Below are 23,568 nucleotides of genomic sequence, written 5' to 3'. Positions count from 1 at the left end.
TATGAACGGCACCCTTAACAAAGTTACATTAATAGGTCACTTAGGTGATAACGTCAAGATGCATTACTTCGAAAATGGTAATTGTATAGGTCGTTTTCCGATTGCGACTAACGAAGTTTATGTCAATAAAACATCCGGAGAAAAATATACTTCTACAGAATGGCATAATCTAGTCGTCAAAAACAAAGCTGCTGAAGTGTGTGAGAAATATCTATCTAAGGGAGATCGCATCTATGTAGAAGGGAGAATACGCACCCGTCAATGGCAAGGAGAAGATGGCATGAATAGACAGACAGTAGAGATTATGGTAACAGAGTTTATGTTCTTAGATACCAAAAAAGAAAATGACTACAGACAAAAAACATCTTTTGAAGAAGAAAAAAAAGAGGCTGTAGACAATTTTAATATCCCTAAAGAGACTAATAATGACAATTTGCCGTTTTAAGTAGGTTACTACTTTGTAAACCTTAATCGAAATAAGAAAGATGAAATTCCAATATATAAGCACTTTACTATTATCTGTAGTCTTCTTCGCTGCCTGCAAAGAGGATACTACTCCTAAGCCAAATGCTTTCTTAGCTCTAGACTATCCTAATCAGGAATACAAGACTTATCAAAACGAAAACGGTTTTGAGTTTAGTCAGAATCAATGGTCTACTATTAAAGAGACTAAAAAGAATTCACTAGAAATACATTATCCACAGATGAAGGCTACCATCTTCATCAACTATAAGCCTGTAGAAAACAACTTAAATCTACTGCTAAAAGACGCACAGAAGCTTACTTATGAGCACTTCGTGAAGGCTGATGAGATTATAGAACAACCTTATATCAACTCTGATGACAGAGTATATGGTATGCTATATGATGTACAGGGAAATGCTGCTACGAATGTACAGTTCTACGCTACAGATAGTATAAAAAACTTTATCGTAGCCTCTCTATACTTCTATGCTAAACCAAACTATGACTCTATCTTACCCGCTACAGAATATGTAAAGAAAGATATGAGAACACTACTAGAGACACTTAAATGGACTAGTAAACAGGATGCAAACACACCTATTATAAAATAGAATACATCTCGATTTTTATATTCCGATGGAGCTAGTCTGTATAGATTAGTTCCATTTTGTTTTTATAGGAGTCTTCTGCGTCATGCGAACTATATTTCTACATCATCAGTACATCATGACTCCGTTAAATCATCCAAAATAACGGACTCACTACAGACTCATAACGGACTCACAACGGACTCACTCGCATTAAAACCAATAAAAAAAGCGAGTATGTATCAACACACTCGCTTTAGATCAAATATTTAAACAGATGAGGAATGCCCCTACTCTTATATTGTTCTTATTATTTAGTAGCACTAACGCTCTCTACCTTATAAATACCATTAGCGATCTTCTCTACAGTACCTACTAATGACTCTACACTCTGCTTAGATTCATCAAAGTCTATCTCTGCAGTCTTAGTATCAAAGTCAACTTTAGCTAACTTCACTCCGTCTAGCCCTGCTAACTTACCTTCTATAAGCTTGGCGCATCCTATCTCACACGTCATTCCATCTATCTTAAATGTAGTGTGCTCCACATTACCAGCTACTTCTGTAGATGCAGTAGATACTGACGTATCAGCTGTCTTCTCTTCATTCTTACACGACACTACTAATATAGCTCCTAACATCATGAAGCCTATTGACTTTACTATTTTCATCTTTGTGGTATTTTAAAATTACATTCTTGATGGTACAAAAATAAAAAAAGCAACTGATAAATCAGTTGCTTTTTCAATTCTATTATTTAGATAATCAATTATTTAAAATCCTCGTCAGTAACTCCTTCGTTGATTTTAACATCTGTAACGATATTAACAATCTCTATTCCTACATTTAATACTTGTTTAAAAGGTATTTTTACCCCTTTCACTTCTTTATAATCCTCATACTTAGTAGTCATATTCATTACTTGGCCACCTTGCTCTTGAGTCATTACAGCACCTACTTTAAGTCCAGTAGTCAAGTCATAATAGTAAACAGACTTACCAACTTTAACACCTACAGCATCTTTACCATTAAAAGACTCTACACCAGTAACAATAGCACTTTTATTAGCTTTCATTTTTAACTCAGGAAAAATTGTTGCTTCACTTTGTACTTCAGCTAATTTATCACCTGTAAGTTCCAGTTTTTGGCCTTGTTGCATTACATAACCAGCTTTTGGAGTCACTACTTGCTTAGATAAAGTATTCCCCATCATCTTCTGCTCTACTAAGATATATCCCTCTTTCATTTTAGATATAGATTCTAGTTTCATCCCTTGTACTTCAGCAGTACTAGTTATGACAACAGATTTGATCTCTGCTACTTTCTTCTCTCCACCGATAGCGTTCAAATATTTATCTACTACAGAATTAACAGTTACTCCAGCAGGTACTGCTTTACTAAAGTCTGGCTTACTAGCTTCATCAGCCTCTTTAGTATAGTACTTAATAGAATATCCTAATTTCTCTAATCCTGATAATACGTCGCTACCTTTACCTACGATAACGATACGCATATTATCCTTAAGGAAATACTTCTGAGCAGCTTTCTGTACATCTGCTATTGTTACAGCATTGATATTCTTAATGTAGTTCTCATAAAAATCAGCTGGAAGTTTATACAACTCTTTATTAAGAGCATATCTAGCTACAGTAGCAGGTTTCTGGATTTCCATCACGAAGTCCCCTACATATTTAGCTTTCGCTAACTTCAGTTCATCTTCTTTAACAGGAGTTGTACGGATAAGGTCTATCTCTTTTACAAACTCTGTTACAGCGCTATCTGTAACCACGTTACGCACTGCAGCTGTGGCTCTAAATTTACCAGGATACTTACGAGATGGACTTATAGAAGAGTACGCTCCATACGTCCAACCATGTGCTTCACGCAAGTTTAAGAAAAGACGACCTTCTCCTCCACCTCCAAGAATTTGGTTAGCCAAAATAACAGCAAAATAATCCTTGTCTGTCATTTTTAATTCAACCTCATTTACTAATGCTATCTCAGACTGAACAGCGTTAGGCATATCTACGAAGTTAATCTCTGTAGCGCTAACGTTCCCTTTATAGACAACATCTTTATACTGTGTATTCGATTTATTCCAAGCCTCAAAAAGCCCCTTAATAGACTTCTCTGTCTTTTTATAATCAATATCTCCTACCACTACTAAGTATGCGTTCTCAGGAGAGTAATACTTCTTAAAGTATGCTTGAACATCAGCAAAAGTTACATTGCTTAATGTCTTCTCTGTTTCGAATTCTCCTACTGGAGTATTCTTCCCGTATAGCACAGCGTCTTCTACTCTACGAGCAATATTAGTCACACTGTTCTCACCGGCCTTTACTCCTTCAATAGCTTTTGCCTTTGCCTTGTCGAATTCCTCTTGTGTCAGCACAGAGTTGATTACTCCATCAGCTAGTAAGTTTAGAATAGTCTCATTGTGTTTAGACAACCCATTCGCTGAAGCACCACCTGTATGGAAATTAATTCTAGCTCCTAAGAAGTCTATTTCTTCTAAGAACTGATCTTTATTCATCTTCTTCGTCTCATTCCCCAACATTTCAGATAAGATAGAAGCTACTCCTGCTTTCTCCCCATCATAGATTAACGGATTATCAATACTCAATGTATAAGATACTCGAGGTAACTTCGTATTCTGCACAACCATCACCTTCATCCCATTCTTTAATACAAAAGAGGTAGGCTGTCCTACATGTACTACTGGCGCAGGCCCCGCTACAGGCTGTTTTCTATCTTGAGCTTGTACTTCTAAAGCTGCCAAAGCAAACACTACACTTGCAGCATAAATATATATTTTTTTCATTTCTAGTCTACAGTTAAAATTAGTTATTAGCTTTCTTTGTAGGGATATAATCCAAAATTAACCTTTGATTTTTATTCAGGTATTTTTTAGCTACATCGCGAATCTCTTCTCTAGTGATACTTCTATAGATATCTATATTCGTATTAATTAGATTAACATCACCGTACAATAGGTAATAAGAAGCAAGATTCTCAGCTAATCCTTCTACATTAGAGTTAGAATCAACATATTGCTTTTCGAAAACGTTCTGAAGTTTCTGGAAGTCACGCTCTGAAATCAACTCAGTCTGTAATTTCTCGATTTCTTCATCAATCTCTTTAATTAAATCAGCCGAAGCAAAACCTTGCATCGGAATACCGTAAATAAAGTAGATTCCATAATCTTCTTGACTTAAGTTAAATGAAGCCATTTCTAAAGCCATCTTCTTTTGGTCAACTACTTTTTTATACAATCTAGAACTTTTCCCTCCTGATAAAATAGACGAGATCATATCTAACACACGAGCATCACGAGTCTTCATAGATGGTGTACGATATGCTTCTACTAACATTGGAAGTTGAATATTCGGATCTTGAAACTCAGCGTGAATTTCTTTTGTTATAGGAGCTTCCTCAAATTTGTTTTTTACAACAGGACTTCCTTTAGCAATAGGTCCAAAATATTGTTTAATCCACGTTTTTGCTTGATCTTTCTCAAAATCACCAGCTACAACTAAAACAGCGTTATTTGGTAAATAAAACTTCTTGTTAAAAGCTAAGAACTCATCTAAAGTAGCAGCATCTAAATGTTCCATAGATCCAATAGGTGCCCAGCGATAAGGGTGCTTAACGAATAGATTTTTCTTCACCTCTGAGAATAATTGACCATAAGGCTGATTATCTACACGTAGTCTCTTTTCTTCTTTTACTACTTCATTCTGAGTAGTTACACCTATCTGATTAATGATAGGGTGCATCAGACGCTCAGACTCCATCCAAAGCCCAAGCTCTAAATTATTAGAAGGGAATACTTCATAATAATAAGTACGGTCATCTGAGGTATTAGCATTATTATTACCTCCATTAGCAGTTACTATCTTAAACCACTCACCGCGCTCAATATTCTTCGTTCCTTCAAATAGTAAGTGTTCAAAGAAGTGAGCAAATCCTGTTCTATCAGGGTTCTCATCTTTAGCCCCTACGTGATACATCACTGATGTCACTACTACAGGAGCTGATTTGTCTTGATGTAAGATAACGTGTAATCCGTTATCTAAAGTGTACTGCTCGAATTCCACTTTTTGAGCTAAGGCAGATATTCCGAAGAATAATGAGCCTAAAACCAATAAAGATTTTTTCATTCTACAATATTTTGAAATTAGGTTATAACCTAATAAGTAGCCATATTTTAAATTATGTTACACTATTTCTAAAATATTTTTATATTTTATTAAATAAACAGTCCAATACACCACCAAATTGACATTCATCGACAGTACTAAATAAACTTCATCAAACAGATAACACCGCCATCAGAGGCATAGATCTACTACTAATGATCTATCACACCTCTCCTTAAGCAAACTTTATAGGATAATGAAGTATATCAGAACTAACTCATTTACACCAAAATAGAAATAAAAAATATTCTAAATGGGAGGTGTAAAACTTTTGTAAATAAGAAATTAAATGTATATTTGCACCCTTAATAAACATTTTAATTTTTTGTTATGTACGCAATCGTAGAGATAGCAGGGCAACAATTCAAAGTTAGCAAAGACCAAAAAGTGTATGTACACCGTTTAGCAACTGAAGAAGGATCAAAAGTTACTTTTGACAAAGTTCTTTTAGTTGATGACAACAACAACATCACTCTAGGCGCCCCAGCTATAGAAGGTGCTTCTGTGGAAGCTAAAGTTTTACAACACCTACAAGGTGACAAAGTAATCGTTTTCAAAAAGAAAAGAAGAAAAGGTTACAAAAAGAAAAACGGACACAGACAAGCTTTAACTCAAATTGTTATTGAGGGAATCAATGCAGGAGGAGCTAAAAAGAAAGCAACTAAAAAAGAAACTGCTGAAGCAGCTGAGTAATTAACAAACTAAATTTAAAACGTCATGGCACACAAAAAAGGTGTAGGTAGTTCTAAGAATGGTAGAGAATCAGAATCGAAACGTTTAGGCGTTAAGATTTATGGTGGTCAAGCAGCTATCGCTGGAAATATCATCGTTAGACAAAGAGGTTCTAAGCACAATGCTGGTGAAAACGTTTACATGGGGAAAGATCATACTTTACATGCAAAAGTTGACGGTGTTGTTAAATTCCAAAAGAAAAAAGACAACAAGTCTTACGTTTCTATTTTACCATTTGAAGCTTAAGAATCAAACTTATTTATTTGTTTAAGACAAATAAATAGAAAACATAGAGAAGGCGCTATAATTAATTATAGCGCCTTTTTTTGTGCACTATAGTCTCGCATCTTACCTCCTTACTTTCTTTGCTCTTCAAAAAACTAATAAAGCTCTTTAGATTATCTATTTTATTTAGATTCATTACAATAAACACCATCCCCTAAAACAACATAACAAACTATAAATCAGCACTTAATATTAATTATTTAGACAAAATAAAAATAACTATTGTAGAATTAGATATTTTATTTACATTTGTTCTAAATAATTAAACAATCTAACTTATTAAAAATGAAGATTAAAAAAGTACTTTCGTTATTTGCAATCACTGCATTTTTGTTGACGAGTTGTTCTAGTGATGATAACGAAATCATCAGACCAGAACAAAAAGATCAAGTAGAGGTAAGTAAAGAATCTCCTATTATAGGTGATTATTCATTTAATCACGCTGGTAACCCTATCCCTTTTCATTTTGAAAAGACTACAATCACGATGAAGATGTCAGGAATGGCAGGTAGTGGTCAAGACGATGAAGTATTTAATGTTATCACAACATACAAGAATGCAGAAGGTGTTCTAAAAACTGTTGCTAAAAATAAAGACAACAATGAATACAAAGCATTCTTTTTTAGAGATATTAAAGATAATAAAAGTGAGTTTTTATTAAATATCGATTTGACAGCTAAAACAGAAATAGAGACAATTAAAGCAGCTTACCCAGCAAAAGATGTTATAGTTGAGCATGATAAAGGTCAATTTGGTTGGTTACCTATGAAACAAGGAACTATAGTTGAAACTATTAAACTACCTATAAGCGGATTATATATATTTGAAGATCAAGGGCATAAATACACATATACTTTCTCAGATGAAGTAGTAAACTTTAATAGTGGATTCTCAGCTTATGACATGACAGTACTTGCTCATAATAAGAACACAAACAAAATACTTCTTGAAGGTAAAGATGAATCAGTAAAAGGGCGATTCTATGTTATACAATTACAGAACATCAAAGGTAAACTTGTAGAGATAGGACGTACTACATACTTACCAACAGAGAAAGATAAAGCTGAAAAAGAATTTGCTTCAAGCGCTAAACTAAAAGATAACAAAGGGGAAAAAGAAGTAACCTTCAATAGATACCAAAAAGACACTAATGCAATCTTCGGTGTACTAGACGGTACATATACTACTGAAATAATCAATAATGGATTTGGATACTACAAGTTTACAGTAGGTCAAGGAGATGATGCATTTATAATGATTGGTAACTTTAGTGACGATCCTAATGCAGAAATGAAAGAAGGAGGTAGAGCTACACTTAAAAAGGTATTCACAAATGAAAAAGAGGGTCAAATCATTTATGAAATAACTAAAGGAGAAGGATACTATGCTAGAAGAGTAGGTTATTTCTTAACTATCTATGTAAAAGATATCGCTGAAGATGGATCTAAAGCAACTTATGCAATAGCAACAAAAGATGGAAGTAATACTATATTAGGTCAAGGAGAGCCAATAGCTAAAACAAAAGAAGAGGCTATTCAAATTAAAGCTCCATCAGCAGATAAAATATTTGATCCTAAAGAAGGTATGATGAAATACGCACATCTTTGGATCCCTACTACAAGAGAGTAATTTAATTTCACAGATATTTTAAGCTAAAAAAAGAGGTAATAGTTGAATACTATTACCTCTTTTTGATTTATTATAAATGATACAATTTTATCTATCGTTTCCTTTTATCATATTATACAACTCTAGAGCTTTACCATCAGTCAACATTGAGATAAAGTGACATATATTCATTAAGCGCACATATACACTATCACTCTCTATTCTATACTTATCAGATAATAGAGACATAATCAATAGATCATACTGACTCTCTTCTCCGTAATAAACGTTATTTACAGCTGACGTAAACGCTTCTAACAGAGCATTGATCACTTTATATCCTACTATCTCTTTCTCTATCACTTCACGGCTCTGGTATACTTTATTAATACTCACAGAAAGAATATCTTTCATCTGAGCGATATAACTACACTTCTCCGTTAAGGCATAAGGATACTCACCTGCTAATATCTTATCTTCATTCTCTAAGAATACTCTACACACATCCTGTATCAAACTCCCTATCGCTAAGGCTCTTAAATAACTCACTCTATCCTCTTTAGATGCTAACTGAGCATAAGTCTGTGGGTTAATACTGTTCTGAACAATCTTGATTAAAAACTCTAGAGCGTGCTCTTCTGGTATCCATCCGAGATTAATACCGTCTTCGAAGTCTGTTATAGTATAACATATATCGTCTGCTGCTTCAACCAAGAAAGCCAAAGGGTGTCTAAAATATGCTGCTTCAGTACGATCATCTTTAGATATAAGACCTAGTTCATTCGCTACATCAATAAATGCCTCTTTATCCTCTTGAAAGAAGCCATATTTCTTATCTGAGATATCTCTAGTCAATTTCTTAGGCAAACTCTCTTTAGGATACTTCATAAAGGCTCCTAGTGTAGCATAAGAGATTCTTAAACCACCTGCCATACCAGGACGACTCTTCGTCAATATAGCAAAACCATTTGCATTACCTTCAAAGTCAATCAAGTCTTGCCATTCCTTATCTGTTACCTGATCTCTATACTTAGCTCCTAGTCCTCGTTTAAAGAAGTCACCTATCGCACGTTCACCTGAGTGCCCAAATGGAGGATTACCAATATCGTGTGCTAATGAAGCCGCTGCTACTATAGCCCCGAAATCATTTACTGTATATCCGTATTCTTCTGCTAAATAAGTATATTTATTTAAAAGACTAGAACCTACTATTCTACCTAAAGAACGTCCTACCACAGACACTTCTAAACTATGTGTCAATCTAGTGTGAACAAAGTTCGTCTTAGACAGAGGGATTACTTGTGTTTTATCTTGTAAACTTCTAAATGGCGATGAAAAGATGATTCTATCATAGTCCACCTCAAACCCTATACGAGTCTCTAGTTCATCTAATCTATTTCTAACAAAAGTGTCACCATACTTCTTTAGTGATAGTAACTTTTCCCATTTCATCATAAGCAAATGTTCAACTAGTTATTTTGATTAGCCTCTAATAATAATTGGCTATTTATAATATTATCTTTTACTGTTTTGAATACATGGTTCTTTGCCTCTGCATAAGACACGTCATATATCCTCGTTAACGTTCTGTATTCTTCTGGATATTCCTTAAGTAACTTATCGTAATAGAAGTCAAGAGCCTCTTTATTCGGAGCTGTATATTCTAACTGTAACTCAAAGCGTCTAACTAGAGCTTCGTCAATCATGTGTATCTGATTCGTAGCTGCCATAAGAATAGACTTCTGTGGTAGATTATCTATCAACTGTAAGATAGCATTCACTACACGTTTCATCTCACTGTTATCCTTATTGTCATAATCTCTAATCTGGCCTAATGAGTCAAACTCATCAAAGAATAGGACAGAACTCTCGTATTGAATTTCTTTAAATAAACTCTCAATATTCTTAGCCGTTTCTCCTAGCTTGGAAGAAACAATAGTAGCAAGATTAACAATGATAAGTTTCTTATCTAAATGTTTAGCAATAGCCTTAGCTGTCATGGTCTTACCACATCCTGTCTTACCATAAAGCAATATTTTATTACTAACAGGAAGATTATACTTCATCAGTATATCACGGTATTTATACTCTTTTAGAAATTGAGTAATCTCAGCTTTTACGTTGTCATTAAACATGACATCGTCTAAAGAAATCTTAGTGCGATCTATATAATATAAAGAACTCATATTAAACAATAAATTTGTTGTGTGTTAAACCACAAATATACTGCTTATATTCCTCGATTAACTCCTCCAGAAAAGAGAAAAAAGAACATTTTAGTACATTCACAACTAATCCCCTAAATAAAACCATTCCGCCTTGATTAGAAATAACGAGCGCGAATAGTAATCTGATAAAGCGTCATTCCGCCATCTTTATTTCTATAGAAATCAAAGTGATTAGATCTCGTCTGCTTACCTTTAACTTCCTTTATATTTACACTAAACGCAGGAAACTCTGCACTTCTCCATTTGCCTTCTTCATCTAAATATAACTTTCTGTCTTGCTCAGATGTGATTTCTGTATCATCAGTGATCACTCCATCTTCTATATAATAATCAATGTGATAACGACTGCTATCTCCCGTTCTTACTAAGTCAAATGCTTGAGTTATTAGTTCTCTCTTATCTTCTAACAACTCCTTTTTATCGATGACTATATAATCTCCTATATTATCATTCTCTACTTCTAAGTTCACTTTCAGATTATCTGATAGATACTTCTCCCATTTACTTCCTTCTGTACTTGGTAAGAATACCTGTTCTGTGAAATACTGTAAATACTTCTCTAATTGAACGAAGTTATAATACTTACCATTCACCCCCTTTAAGCTAACATAATAACTATCTTCTAAAGGTTCATCAGTAATTTTTAAGCTAAACATATCCAAATCAATATGAGGTTCAAGCATATCTTCAATTAATACCTCCCCTTTTGTATTTAAAAGATAGGTATCTCCTCCTAGAAGTACATTATGTCTATCACCATTCCTCCCTATATTATCTTTCACAGCACCTTTTAGAGCATATAACATACCATTATGCACTTTGGTTAATCCCGAATATATAGGTTCTATAATTACTTGTCCTTTATCATTATATAGGCCTACTAACTCTCTGTCTTTATCTGTAAAACGAATATAATTCTCACTAGAATAATCAGGAGCGACTACGTCATAATAATATACATGATCTATTCTTATATCTTCTCCATTATCTTGTTTGATTAGATAATATATATCTAATCCTATATCTTTCTCATCTATTATAGTACGGATACGATTACTATTTTTTACTACTTTAGGTTTAGAAGGGTAGTTGTTATCCTCATAATAATTCTGATATACAAAAACACCTATCCCCAATAATAACAATCCTCCTACAATAGAGAATATCTTTCTCATAGCTTATTTCTTTAACAGTAAATATAACGATTATCTTACAGAACATAAACAAAAAAGGAGTGACTATTCATCACTCCTTACCTATTCTTATCTATAGTTCTGGTATAACTCCGTCTCTATAATCTTATTCTTCACCTGCTAAGAAGAACTTCATTGACTTCATTGGGTAGTCTTCTCTACTCATATTACTAGGGTTAGCAATAGCTTTCTTAATGCTGATCACATCACCTACTTTGAAGTTTGCTTCTGTATATTGGTAATCTAATAAATAAGGCCCACAGAAATAATTTCCTTTAGCATCTTTCTCTATCGCTCCTTTAAAAATACCTTTTTTAGTTTCTTTAGACATAGTATATAACTGTTAATGGCACAAAGATACAACAAAAAAGGTAGCTCAGTGAACTACCTTTTAATATCAATAAAGTATGTTCTTTAAGAACCACACATTTCACAATCTTCATCATTATTAGCAGCCATTCTAGCACGCTGTAACATCGCTTGATAGTCTTCTACAGACACCTGCTCTACTTCTTCTATAGCATTTGGATTAGTTTTCTTCTCGTTATTTAAAGTAAACTTAATCGCATCTACAGCAGACTTCGTACGCAAGTAATACATTCCTGTCTTTAACCCTGACTTCCACGCATAGAAGTGCATAGAGGTTAACTTAGCATAGTTCGCTCCTTCCATAAACAAGTTTAAAGATTGAGACTGGTCAATGAAATATCCACGTTGACGTGACATATCAATGATATCTTTCATACTAAGTTCCCATACTGTTTTATACAATTCTCTAATATCAGCAGGTATAAAATCAATATGTTGGATAGAACCATTCGCACGCATGATCTCTTGTTTTAAATCTTCATTCCAAAGACCTAACTCTACAAGGTCTTTCAATAAATGTTTATTTACAACAATAAACTCTCCTGATAACACACGTCTAGTATAGATATTCGATGTATAAGGTTCGAATGCCTCATTATTTCCTAAGATTTGAGAAGTAGATGCTGTAGGCATAGGCGCTAATAATAAAGAGTTTCTCACTCCACTAGCCATTACTTCTTTTCTCAAAGAAGCCCAATCCCATCTTCCACTTAATTCTTCATCTTTCACACCCCACATATTGTATTGGAACTCTCCTTTAGAAATAGGTGATCCCTCAAACGTAGAATATGCTCCTTCCTCTTTAGCCATTTCCATAGAAGCAGTTAAAGCTGCAAAGTATATCGTTTCGAATATCTCTTGGTTTAATTGCTTTGCTTCTGGACTAGTGAACGGCATTCTCATCATGATAAATGCATCTGCTAATCCTTGTACTCCTAATCCCACAGGTCTATGACGCATATTAGAATTATACGCCTCTTCTACAGGATAGTAGTTTCTATCGATAACACGGTTTAAGTTACGTGTAATACGCTTCGTTACATCAAATAAAAACTGATGATTAAATTGACCATCTTCTACAAACATTGGCAATGAGATAGACGCTAGATTACATACCGCCACTTCATCTGGAGAAGTGTACTCCATAATCTCTGTACACAAGTTAGATGATCTAATCACACCTAAATTCTTCTGATTTGACTTCGCATTAGCCGCGTCTTTATATAGCATATAAGGTGTTCCTGTCTCTATCTGAGCCTCTAGAACTGCTTCCCATAACTCACGTGCCTTGATTGTACGTCTACCTTTACCTTCATTCTCATACTTCAAATAAAGTTGCTCAAACTCCTCTCCATATACATCACAAAGACCAGGGCACTCATTAGGACACATTAGAGTCCATTTCTCATCAGCCTCTACACGTTGCATGAATAAGTCATTGATCCATAAAGCAAGGAACAAATCACGTGCTCGCATTTCTTCTTTACCATGGTTTTTTCTCAATTCGATAAAGTCAAACACGTCTGCATGCCATGGTTCTAGGTAAATAGCGAAACTACCTTTACGCTTACCTCCACCTTGATCCACATATCTAGCTGTATCATTATACACACGTAGCATAGGCACGATACCATTAGAAGTACCGTTCGTACCTCTGATATAAGATCCTGTCGCACGTACATTGTGAATAGATAGACCTATACCCCCAGCCGATTGAGAAATCTTAGCCGTTTGTTTTAAGGTATCATATATTCCCTCAATACTATCATCTTTCATTGTTAATAAGAAACAAGATGACATCTGAGGCTTAGGTGTTCCAGAATTAAATAACGTTGGCGTAGCATGTGTAAAATACTTCTTAGACATCAATTCGTATGTTTCTATAACAGAATCAATATCATCTAAGTGTATCCCAACAGCTACTCGCATTAGCATATGCTGAGGGCGCTCTACTATCTTACCATTAAGCTTTAATAAATAAGAACGCTCTAATGTCTTAAACCCAAAGTAATCATAGTTAAAATCACGTTGATAGATAATAGTTGAATCTAATCTCTCACCATGCTTTTTAATCACCTCATACACGTCGTCAGCAATAAGTGGAGCTTCCTGTCCTGTACGAGGATTGACATATCTATATAAATCTTCTACCGTTTCTGAGAAGACTTTTTTAGTATTCTTATGTAAATTAGATACTGCTATTCTAGCTGCTAACAGCGCATAGTCAGGATGCGTCACAGTCATAGAAGCCGCTGTCTCAGCTGCCAGATTATCTAATTCAGAAGTAGCTACTCCATCGTATAATCCTTCGATAACTCTCATCGCTACCTTTACAGGATCTACGAACTCATTTAGCTCATAACACAGTATTCTAATTCGGTCTGTAATCTTGTCAAAACTTACAGGCTCTCTTCTTCCGTCTCTTTTTATTACGTACATCTACTCTTTTCCTTTTTAAGTTAACAATTAAAAATCTGCGTCGAAGCTAATCTTATTACCTCCTTCTTCTTTAGAAATCACTCCTGCTTTTTGGTACTCAGACACACGTTTTTCAAAGAAGTTTGTCTTACCTTGTAGAGAGATCATATCCATAAAGTCAAAAGGATTACCTACATTATATTCTTTTGCACAACCTAACTCCACTAATAATCTATCTGTCACAAACTCTAAATATTGAGTCATCAATGTAGAGTTCATACCAATCAAACTAACTGGTAAAGACTCTGTAATAAACTCTCTTTCTATATTTAAAGCATCTACTAAGATCTCTCTAATGCGCTCTTTAGGAACTTTATTAATCAAGTGGTGATTATGTAAGTGTACTGCGAAGTCACAGTGTACTCCCTCATCTCTAGATATTAATTCATTTGAAAAAGTAAGACCTGGCATAAGCCCTCTTTTCTTCAACCAGAAGATAGAACAGAACGCTCCTGAGAAGAAGATACCTTCTACAGCTGCAAAGGCGATTAAACGCTCTGCAAACGAATCAGACTCTATCCACTTCAGTGCCCATTCTGCTTTTTTCATAATAGCCGGGAACACCTCTATAGCTCTGAATAATCTATCTTTTTCTTCCTCATTCTTCACATACGTATCGATAAGTAGAGAATAAGTTTCACTGTGAATATTCTCCATCATAATCTGGAATCCATAGAAGAACTTTGCCTCAGCGTATTGTACCTCATTCACAAAGTTCTCTGCTAAGTTTTCATTCACTATACCATCAGATGCGGCGAAGAAAGCAAGAATATGTTTGATAAAATAACGTTCATCTTCATTTAGCTTATTGTTCCAATCAGATAAATCTTGATGCAAATCAATCTCTTCTGCTGTCCAAAAGCTAGCTTCCATCTTCTTATACCAATCCCAAATATCATGATGCTTGATAGGAAATATTACGAATCTATTTTTGTTTTCAGTTAAAATTGGTTCTTGAACAGCCATACTATATTGAATATAAAAGATTAAAATATCACGAGAGAATTCTCCCTCTCTTTTACAAATATGATGTTTTTTTTGCTCTATAAAAAATTAGTGTACAACCTAGTTATTCACAAATGGTACAAGTTATTAACAATAGCTAGCAATCAACAACTTACACAAACAACTAATTTACAACATCTTACAAAAAAAATATTACTACACTAAACAACCTCATCCTACTACCATTAAGGGATAAGAGCTCCTTTCAAGACAGTAAGCTAATCGATTAAATCTTGCGAGATACAGCTCAGTTATTTAACACAAAAAGCTCTTATCTGTACAATATAGAACACAAAAAAACGGCAACTATAAATAGTCGCCGTTTTCTATATTTCAAAAAGTTTCTAACTACTAAAGTTCGAAAGCTTTCTTAGGATTATTACCTAATAATAATTCAGTTGGGTTCTCTAAAGCCTCTTTAATAGCTACTAAGAAACCTACTGACTCACGTCCGTCGATGATTCTGTGGTCATAAGATAACGCCACATACATCATTGGGTGAATCTCAACTTTTCCATCTACAGCGATAGGACGCTCAATGATATTGTGCATACCTAAGATAGCAGACTGTGGAGGGTTGATAATTGGAGTAGATAACATAGATCCGAATACACCACCATTAGTAATAGTGAATGTACCACCTGTCATCTCATCTACAGTGATTTGTCCATCACGAGCTCTGATAGCTAAACGCTTGATTTCAGCCTCAACACCACGGAAAGATAATAACTCAGCATTTCTCACTACTGGCACCATTAGACCTTTAGGTCCTGATACAGCAATAGAGATATCAGCGAAGTCAAACTTGATTTGGTCTTGACCATCGATCATAGAGTTCACGTCTGGATATAATTCTAAAGCACGAGTAACCGCTTTAGTGAAGAAAGACATAAATCCTAATCCTACACCATGCTTAGCTTTGAAAGCATCTTTATACTCAGCTCTTAATTTGTTTACGTTAGTTAAGTTAACTTCGTTGAAAGTAGTTAACATAGCAGTCGTGTTTTTAGCTTCCACTAGACGCTCAGCTACTTTACGACGTAACATAGACATTTTTTTGCGCTCTTCTCCTCTAGGTCCTCCAGTTGGTGTACCCATAGAAGCTTTTGCGTTTACTGCATCTTCTTTAGTGATTCTACCATCTTTACCAGTACCAGTTACAGTAGCTGGGTTGATGCTTTTCTCATCTAAAATTTTCTTAGCAGCTGGAGATGCACTTCCAGTAGCATAAGTAGTAGCTGCAGCTTGCACAGGTTCAGCTTTAGGAGCTTCTGCTTTAGGAGCCTCTTGAGCTGGTTTAGCTTCTGTAGAAGCACCTCCTGCAGGTTTTGCAGCACTCATATCGATTAAACAAACTACTTGCCCTACAGCAACAGCGTCACCTTCTTCTGCTTTTAAAGTGATAATACCACTTTCTTCAGCTGGTAATTCTAAAGTTGCTTTATCTGAATCTACTTCAGCAATAGCTTGGTCTTTTTCAACGTAATCTCCATCTTTTACTAACCATGTAGCGATTTCAACTTCAGTAATTGATTCACCTGGCGAAGGAACTTTCATTTCTAAGATGCTCATCTGTATATGCTTTAATTAAATATTGTTATGTAAAAATACGTTTTTTTTCTATTATAAATTCTTGTCGAACACTTTTGCGATAGCTTCTGCATAACGTTTTTTAGAACGTACAGAACTTCCTGAAGCTGGTGCACTAAATGCTTGGTTACCTGCATAACGCAATGGTTTCAAGTCAAAGTTCATTAACATATGCCCATAAGCACCCATGTTACGTGGCTCTTCTTGACCCCATACGAAGTCGTCTGCATTAGTATACTTCGCTAATACCTCAGCAATTTGCTCGATTGGTAATGGGAATAATTGTTCGATACGAACAAATGCAATATCCTTTCTACCTAATTCTTCACGCTTAGCTACTAAGTCGTAGTAGAACTTACCACTACACAATACTACTGATTTTACATCTGCAGCATTTACATTAGCATCGTCTATCACGTACTGGAATTTACCATCTGTAAAGTCACTGATAGAAGATACCGCAGCTGGGTGTCTTAATAAACTCTTAGGAGACATATTGATTAATGGCTTTCTAAAGTCAGTGATCATTTGTCTTCTCATTAAGTGGAAGAAGTTAGCTGGAGTAGTTACATTCGTTACGAACATATTACTTTCAGCACATAACTGTAAGTAACGCTCTAATCTAGCAGAAGAGTGTTCAGCACCTTGATTCTCATATCCGTGAGGTAATAACATCACGATACCGTTCTGGTTGCTCCATTTATCTTCAGCAGCAGAGATATATTGATCCATCATAATCTGAGCTCCGTTAGAGAAATCCCCGAACTGTGCTTCCCAGATAGTTAGTGTATTAGGATTAGTCAATGCATAACCATACTCAAAACCTAAAACAGCATACTCAGCCAATAGAGAGTTGAATATTCTCATTTGACCATTTTGCTCTTTTAATTGGTTTAATAAGATGATTGACTCTTCTGTATCTTCTGTTTTCACTACAGCATGTCTGTGAGAGAATGTACCACGCTCTACATCTTGACCTGACATACGCACATCGTATCCATCTGTCAATAGTGTACCATACGCTAATAACTCACCCATAGCCCAGTCTAAAGCATCTTTCTCGAAGAACATAGCTTTTCTATCTCCGATAAGTCTTGTCACCTTATTGATGAATTTTTTATCACCAGGCAATGCAGTAATTACTTCAGCAATTGCAGTTAATTTCTCTTTAGAAACTTTAGTGTCGTAGTCAGCTACCATTTTGTCACGACCTGCGATGTGGAATCCATCCCAGTTCTCTTCCATAAATGTTCTAACCTTAGCAAATTCTTTTTCACGAGAAGTGCTTAACTCTTGTTCTAAAGCATCTTTATATTGTTTCTCTAAAGATTTAACGAAAGCATCATCTACCACTTTATCCTCTAATAATCTAGCGTTATAGATATTACGAGAGTTAGGGTGTTTAGAGATTAACTTGTACAAGATTGGTTGAGTGAACTTTGGTTCATCTCCCTCGTTGTGTCCGTATTTACGGTATCCAACTAAGTCAATAAATACATCTGTACCAAAATGCATACGGTAATCTAAAGCGAATAAGAATGCTCTTACTGCAGCTTCAGTATCGTCAGCGTTAACGTGTAATACAGGAGATTGAGTTACTTTAGCAACATCTGTAGAATAAGTAGAAGAACGACCATCAGAATAGTTAGTTGTAAAACCAACTTGGTTGTTTAATACAATGTGAATTGTACCTTCTGTCTTATACCCTCTAAGTTTAGCCATCTGTACAATTTCATAAACAATTCCTTGTCCAGCGATTGCAGCATCTCCGTGAAGAGCGATAGGTAAAACTTTAGATGGTTCGTTTACAAATATAGTATCTTGTTTCGCTCTAGCGATACCTTCGATAACTGCCCCTACAGTCTCTAAGTGAGAAGGGTTAGGAGTTAAGTTAACATGGATCTCTTTTCCAGAACGAGTCTTACGTGTCGATGTAAGACCTAAGTGATACTTAACGTCTCCGTCAAAACCTTCAACAGCATCATAATCTTTACCGTCAAATTCAGCAAAGATATCTTGTGCAGGTTTGTGGAATACGTTAGCTAATACATTAAGACGTCCACGGTGTGCCATCCCTACTACGATCTCCTCTACTCCTTTTTCAGCAGCAGCGTCCATCATAAAGTCCATCGCTGGTATTGCAGCCTCTAGACCCTCTAGTGAGAAACGTTTTTGTCCAACGTATTTTGTGTTTAGGAAGTTTTCAAAAGACACTGCCTCAATTAACTTGTGCAGAATTTCTTTCTTCTCTTCACTATCAAATTTTGCCTCTGTAGCCTCATAGTGATTTTGAATCCATTGTACAGCAGCTTCATCAGTGATGTACTTGTACTCAATACCTAATGTAGTACAGTAAATTTTCTCTAATTGGGCAATGATTTGTCCCAATGTAGTAGTTGGTAGTTGTATTGTTTTTGCAGCCTCAAAATTAACATTCAAATCTGCTTGAGAAAGACCAAACTTCTCTAAACTCAAATCTGGATGCTCTACTTTTCTGTCTCTTAATGGGTTTGTTTTAGTCAATAAATGCCCATAAGTTCTGTAAGCGTCAATTAATTTTAATACAGCAAACTCCTTTTGAAGTTGCCCTAACTGCGCTGAACTATCTACACCAACACTATTACTTGACGTATAAGCTTGTGATAATTGCTCAACAGGCCCACCATTGTATTCATTTGCAAAGTCAAATCCCTGAAAGAAAGCTCTCCAGCTTGGCTCTACGCTATCTGGGCTTTCTAAATATTGATCATATAAATCTGCAAAAAATGCAGTGTGTGCCGCATTTAAAAAGGAATATCTATCCATAATTTCGTCTAAAGACCTTTTGTTTAAATATTATATCTACAAAAATACAACTCTTTATGACAAAACTATAAACTTTTGCTTATTTTTATCTTATAATTATTTTATAAAATTGAAATGAAAAGATTTAACATCAACTATTTACTGTTTTTTTTATCAATATCATTTTTTTTAGGTGGCTCTTTTTCCATTCTTGCACAAGATCAAGGAAATAGCTCCAAAAATTATGATTTTAATAAAAGGTGGAAATTTGGTGGAGGCCTTGGAGTTGGCTTCGGAAGTGGTTACACTGATGTGATGGTTGCTCCGAGTGCATTATACCAGGTTAACCCTTATTTTGCAGCAGGTGTAGGACTACAAGGAAGCTATATCAGCAGTAAAAACAGAAGCTACTACAACAGTAGTGTTAAAGAATACAACTCTTGGTTATACGGAGGTAGTATAATCGCACTGTCAAATCCTATACCTGAAATACAACTTTCGGCAGAATTAGAACAACTAAGAGTAAACAACACCTATAAGTATCACACAGGAGAAAAACTAGATGACAACTTCTGGAACACTGCTTTATTCTTAGGTATTGGATACAGTAACGGACCTGTTACAATCGGTGTTCGATACAATGTCCTATATAAAGAAAAAGACATGGTGTATGGAAGTGCCTATATGCCTTTCGTTAGATTTTACTTCTAACCATTATAGTATAAAACAGAAGAAGTACCCTTATGAGGTACTTCTTCTGTTTTATACTTACAGTGTACTTCGTATATACACTTTTTGATATTCTCGTTTTAAGATTAGAAAAGTCACTTGCTTTAAGTAATCCTCTATATCTACACTCTTAATAGCCTTGATATCTGCCTCTGCGATATCTACTCTATACAGTAGACTAGAAAATTTAGACACAGAAGTCTGTGTGACTATTTTATGCAACTGATTATAAACCTCATAGACCAACTTAGAAGGGGTATCTGCCACTATCTCTATAGAAGGATCCACAGTCATACGGAAGTCTTTCTCGACTTGCTTTACTAATTCTCCTAGTAGATTATACTCACCTACCTTCTGTTCTATATACAGTACAGCCTCTTCTATCATGACCTAGTCTGTTTATACTCTTCTATCCATTAGTTCATGACTAAATGTTCTCAATTGCTGCTTTTTATCTTCCGCAATGTCCATTTGGTCTAAGATAGCTAATGCTTTAATCGTGTATTCTTCAATCAAGTTTTTAGAATCACTAGCAGAACCTGTCTCTATAAATAACTCCTTTACACGAGTTACTTTCTCCTCTGCATTCTGTTCAGTGCTAGAGAAATAATTTACTAGTTCCTCACGTTGTGATTCATTTGCATTCATTACTCCTTTTAGATATAAGAATGTCTTTTTGTTTTCTAAGATATCACCTCCCACTTGTTTACCAAATGTAGCTGCATCACCGAATGCGTCTAAATAATCATCTTGTAACTGGAACGCAATCCCTAAGTTAATACCAAAGTCATAGATATCCTCAGCATTCTTCTGGCTACTACCTGCTACGATAGCTCCCATCTTTAAGGCTGCTCCTACTAGTACTGCAGTCTTAAACTTAATCATCTGGATATACTCTGGAATACTCACATCATTTCTATTCTCGAAACAGATATCCCATTGCTGTCCTTCACATACTTCAATAGCCGTTTTACTAAATAGTTTAGCTAAGTTACGGAACGTATCGCTCTCATAGTTTTCAAAGTACTGATATGCTAATATCAACATCGCATCTCCAGACAAGATAGCCGTATTGGTATTCCACTTCTCATGTACTGTCTGATGCCCTCTTCTCAGTGGAGCATCATCCATGATATCATCATGCATTAAAGAGAAGTTGTGAAATAATTCGATAGCCGTAGCTGCGTGAATGGCTTTCTTAGGATCAATACCAAAAACATCAGCTGCCATTAAAGTCAATACTGGTCGAATTTGTTTTCCCCCTAATGATAATATATATGATATCGGTTCGTAAAGTTCCTTTGGAGTACCTGATAAAGAAATTGAATCTATAAATTCAGAAATCTGCTCTTTATACTTAACTATTGATTGCATTACTTAAATTATTTTGTGTAAAAATACGTGTTTTTTTCGAAGATAATCATCTATATGCCTTTTTTAAACGGTTATCACTAATGCTTACGTATAAATATCATTCTGTCTACCTACTTCTTATTTCACTATACAGGATAGCAATTGTATTCTTAATATATGTTGATTATGCTATTTAATCCTCTTATCTCCTCCTAGCAGTAGTACACCTATATACCTAACTTTAGTACAGAACACCACGACTATATAGACTAATCCCTAGTTATCGGTCATCAGTCTTTCTTCCGTATCAGGCGCTATACGATGCTCAAAGCTAAAAGGGAGTGAGGAAACCTCAGCTCGTTTATACACCCTGATCATAAGCTTCTCTATCGGATGAGCAAATGCGATATACACCTGATCCCTCCCTTTGTGGTGCACACCTTTTTTCACTTTTTTAGTTTCTCCAGTTCTAGAGATATCTCTTATGACCTTATTCTCTTCAGATATTCCATAGACTACCACATAATAATCGCTGTTATAAGGCAAATCTAGCGTCACTTCATTCTCATCTGCTTTCAGTAACTTTACTTCACCTATCTCTGTCTTTATTAATGGTTCCTTATTACTAATCTCATACGTATTGTGCTTTAGCATATCTATCGTACCATTATAGACAATAGAACGTATAGGCCTTTCTACGAGATACCCGAATACATTCACAGACTCATCATACACTTCCCATACTTTCAGTTCTAGTTGGGTTATTCTTTCTTTATCTACATCTGTCAGTACATTATCTCTTTGGCGTTCTTCACCACTAGCACGTTTTGTAGTTACATAGATTCCTGCCGCCTCACCAGAAGTACCATCGACATAATTAATTTTATGAGGAATCAATACTGGTAACAATTCAGGATTATCAAAAAAATAGCGTCTATCAGGTACGCCTAGTACTTGATTTAAATCTATCATTTGTTTCTTAAATCTAGTAATCACACCTAATATACTATCTGTAATCACCTCCACCTCTTGTCCTGCGTAGAGTGCACTTAATCTAGCTTTCTTCTCTTCTGTAGTTAACTCTATTAACTCCCAACCAAAATTAGTCTCATCCATAGCCTCAATACTCTCCATCATCACCTCCTCTATAGAGGTATCAATAACCACCTGCTCTTCATCATCCTTACAGCTACTAAACAGCAGTACTAATGAGATCATGTTTATTAATAAAACTCTATACATATCTATATCCTATTCAATAATTTAGTAGCACCTCTACATTTATTTATATAACCCTAAAATACAACACTTTATTATATTTAATTAATATTTAAACAAATTAATCACTCCCTAATTAACAAAAAGCAATATCATTTTTATTCTTTCTTATCTATTTAAGTGCAATTCTAAACTTTGGAGCTCTGTCATTTACAACCTGACATGACACTAAAAGACTTAGTTATAAATAACTAAGTCTTTTTAATTAAGCTTATTTTTCAAGTTTCAACCCTAACCCTAATCGAACCCTAATTTCTAAAATTCATCAGTAAAAAATAACTAATCAAGTTGTAAATACTTAACTCGCAAACTATAAATCTCCATAATAGTCTATTATGGTGATAATGCCTACTTATGGATGTATTGCCCTACTATGACTAGCACATATAATCACAACTCACTAATACTCAAAACACAACATATATTAACTCTCATATCCTTCGGATAGTGTTCGGTAATATGCAGTATTTACTAGGGGTAAAAGGTTATTTACCGAACTATATTCATCTCACACCCGAATCATCTCATACTAACCAACCAAACACTCGCTACTACATTAGTTACCTCCCTATAGCGATGGTCATTTTAGTGTCCCTGTTATCACAAATATTCCTTTCGCCCTACTCCAATCTCAAATGCCTTGTTACTATCACACTCGTAATTTGATAACATAATGATCGCATAAA

General features: G+C 35.1%; 20 protein-coding genes. 6 read left to right on the top strand and 14 right to left on the bottom strand.

All coding sequences use genetic code 11. From position 1 onward, the window contains the following. The first annotated feature begins 1 nt into the window (after position 1). Positions 2–445 (top strand): single-stranded DNA-binding protein, encoded by a 444-nt coding sequence (locus RT228_RS09215; protein ID WP_006260551.1) that lies wholly within the window; start codon positions 2–4, stop codon positions 443–445. A gap of 40 nt (positions 446–485) precedes the next feature. Beyond that, positions 486–1,076: a gliding motility lipoprotein GldD gene (gldD, locus tag RT228_RS09210; RefSeq protein ID WP_006266286.1), complete on the top strand. Its 591-nt coding sequence runs from the start codon at positions 486–488 to the stop codon at positions 1,074–1,076. A gap of 286 nt (positions 1,077–1,362) precedes the next feature. Here the strand turns inward: gldD and RT228_RS09205 are convergent, their stop codons facing one another. The 3 genes from RT228_RS09205 to RT228_RS09195 form a co-directional block, all read right to left on the bottom strand. Beyond that, positions 1,363–1,722 (bottom strand): heavy-metal-associated domain-containing protein, encoded by a 360-nt coding sequence (locus tag RT228_RS09205; protein ID WP_025125410.1) that lies wholly within the window; start codon positions 1,720–1,722, stop codon positions 1,363–1,365. 98 nt (positions 1,723–1,820) lie between these two features. Continuing rightward, the gene (locus tag RT228_RS09200) at positions 1,821–3,872 is read right to left on the bottom strand and encodes a M16 family metallopeptidase (RefSeq protein ID WP_253113086.1); all 2,052 of its coding nucleotides are present in this window, start codon (positions 3,870–3,872) and stop codon (positions 1,821–1,823) included. Positions 3,873–3,891: 19 nt separating this feature from the next. Beyond that, a complete protein-coding gene (locus tag RT228_RS09195) occupies positions 3,892–5,211 on the bottom strand; it encodes a M16 family metallopeptidase (protein ID WP_006257407.1) in 1,320 nt (439 codons plus the stop codon). 369 nt (positions 5,212–5,580) lie between these two features. Here RT228_RS09195 and rplU point away from each other — a divergent pair, with 369 nt between their 5' ends. The 3 genes from rplU (at position 5,581) to RT228_RS09180 (ending at position 7,896) form a co-directional block, all read left to right on the top strand. Then, positions 5,581–5,943, top strand: a complete 363-nt coding sequence (gene rplU / locus RT228_RS09190; RefSeq protein WP_006257408.1) for a 50S ribosomal protein L21 — start codon at positions 5,581–5,583, stop codon at positions 5,941–5,943. A 24-nt stretch (positions 5,944–5,967) separates the two neighbouring features. After that, entirely contained in the window at positions 5,968–6,228 is a 261-nt protein-coding gene (gene rpmA, locus RT228_RS09185) for a 50S ribosomal protein L27 (RefSeq protein WP_006257409.1), read from the top strand. 324 nt (positions 6,229–6,552) lie between these two features. Continuing rightward, positions 6,553–7,896, top strand: coding sequence for a hypothetical protein (locus RT228_RS09180; RefSeq protein ID WP_313138601.1), 1,344 nt, complete (start codon positions 6,553–6,555; stop codon positions 7,894–7,896). A gap of 87 nt (positions 7,897–7,983) precedes the next feature. Here RT228_RS09180 and dgt read toward each other — a convergent pair whose 3' ends face one another. From dgt to RT228_RS09140, 8 genes are all read right to left on the bottom strand, one after another. Continuing rightward, positions 7,984–9,330 (bottom strand): dGTP triphosphohydrolase, encoded by a 1,347-nt coding sequence (dgt, locus tag RT228_RS09175; protein WP_313138600.1) that lies wholly within the window; start codon positions 9,328–9,330, stop codon positions 7,984–7,986. Positions 9,331–9,344: 14 nt separating this feature from the next. Beyond that, positions 9,345–10,061 carry an AAA family ATPase gene (locus RT228_RS09170; protein ID WP_253113083.1) on the bottom strand — a complete coding sequence of 239 codons (717 nt, stop codon included), beginning with the start codon at positions 10,059–10,061 and terminating at the stop codon, positions 9,345–9,347. Between the two features lie 137 nt (positions 10,062–10,198). Then, positions 10,199–11,278 carry a hypothetical protein gene (locus RT228_RS09165; protein ID WP_073145195.1) on the bottom strand — a complete coding sequence of 360 codons (1,080 nt, stop codon included), beginning with the start codon at positions 11,276–11,278 and terminating at the stop codon, positions 10,199–10,201. Between the two features lie 124 nt (positions 11,279–11,402). Then, positions 11,403–11,627, bottom strand: a complete 225-nt coding sequence (locus RT228_RS09160) for a hypothetical protein (RefSeq protein ID WP_006257415.1) — start codon at positions 11,625–11,627, stop codon at positions 11,403–11,405. Positions 11,628–11,710: 83 nt separating this feature from the next. Beyond that, a complete protein-coding gene (locus RT228_RS09155) occupies positions 11,711–14,104 on the bottom strand; it encodes a ribonucleoside-diphosphate reductase subunit alpha (protein WP_006257416.1) in 2,394 nt (797 codons plus the stop codon). A gap of 27 nt (positions 14,105–14,131) precedes the next feature. Further along, positions 14,132–15,109, bottom strand: a complete 978-nt coding sequence (locus tag RT228_RS09150) for a ribonucleotide-diphosphate reductase subunit beta (RefSeq protein WP_006257417.1) — start codon at positions 15,107–15,109, stop codon at positions 14,132–14,134. A gap of 390 nt (positions 15,110–15,499) precedes the next feature. Further along, on the bottom strand, positions 15,500–16,720 hold the full coding sequence (gene odhB, locus RT228_RS09145) for a 2-oxoglutarate dehydrogenase complex dihydrolipoyllysine-residue succinyltransferase (RefSeq protein ID WP_006257418.1): 1,221 nt from the start codon (positions 16,718–16,720) through the stop codon (positions 15,500–15,502). 51 nt (positions 16,721–16,771) lie between these two features. Next, positions 16,772–19,543: a 2-oxoglutarate dehydrogenase E1 component gene (locus RT228_RS09140; RefSeq protein WP_006257419.1), complete on the bottom strand. Its 2,772-nt coding sequence runs from the start codon at positions 19,541–19,543 to the stop codon at positions 16,772–16,774. A 114-nt stretch (positions 19,544–19,657) separates the two neighbouring features. On the opposite strand from RT228_RS09140, the gene RT228_RS09135 reads away from it, so the two are divergent. Beyond that, positions 19,658–20,233, top strand: coding sequence for a hypothetical protein (locus tag RT228_RS09135; protein WP_006257420.1), 576 nt, complete (start codon positions 19,658–19,660; stop codon positions 20,231–20,233). 57 nt (positions 20,234–20,290) lie between these two features. Here the strand turns inward: RT228_RS09135 and RT228_RS09130 are convergent, their stop codons facing one another. The 3 genes from RT228_RS09130 to RT228_RS09120 all read right to left on the bottom strand — a co-directional run bounded on the left by RT228_RS09130 (position 20,291) and on the right by RT228_RS09120 (position 22,846). Beyond that, on the bottom strand, positions 20,291–20,638 hold the full coding sequence (locus RT228_RS09130; protein WP_253113077.1) for a hypothetical protein: 348 nt from the start codon (positions 20,636–20,638) through the stop codon (positions 20,291–20,293). 12 nt (positions 20,639–20,650) lie between these two features. Next, complete coding sequence (locus tag RT228_RS09125) at positions 20,651–21,625, bottom strand: polyprenyl synthetase family protein (RefSeq protein ID WP_313138599.1); 975 nt, start codon at positions 21,623–21,625, stop codon at positions 20,651–20,653. A gap of 255 nt (positions 21,626–21,880) precedes the next feature. Next, complete coding sequence (locus RT228_RS09120) at positions 21,881–22,846, bottom strand: hypothetical protein (protein WP_313138598.1); 966 nt, start codon at positions 22,844–22,846, stop codon at positions 21,881–21,883. Positions 22,847–23,568 lie beyond the last annotated feature (722 nt).

It is taken from the genome of Myroides sp., from assembly GCF_032073645.1.
In the GTDB taxonomy this organism is placed as follows: domain Bacteria; phylum Bacteroidota; class Bacteroidia; order Flavobacteriales; family Flavobacteriaceae; genus Flavobacterium; species Flavobacterium odoratimimum.
This window is presented reverse-complemented; position numbering and strand designations above follow the sequence as displayed.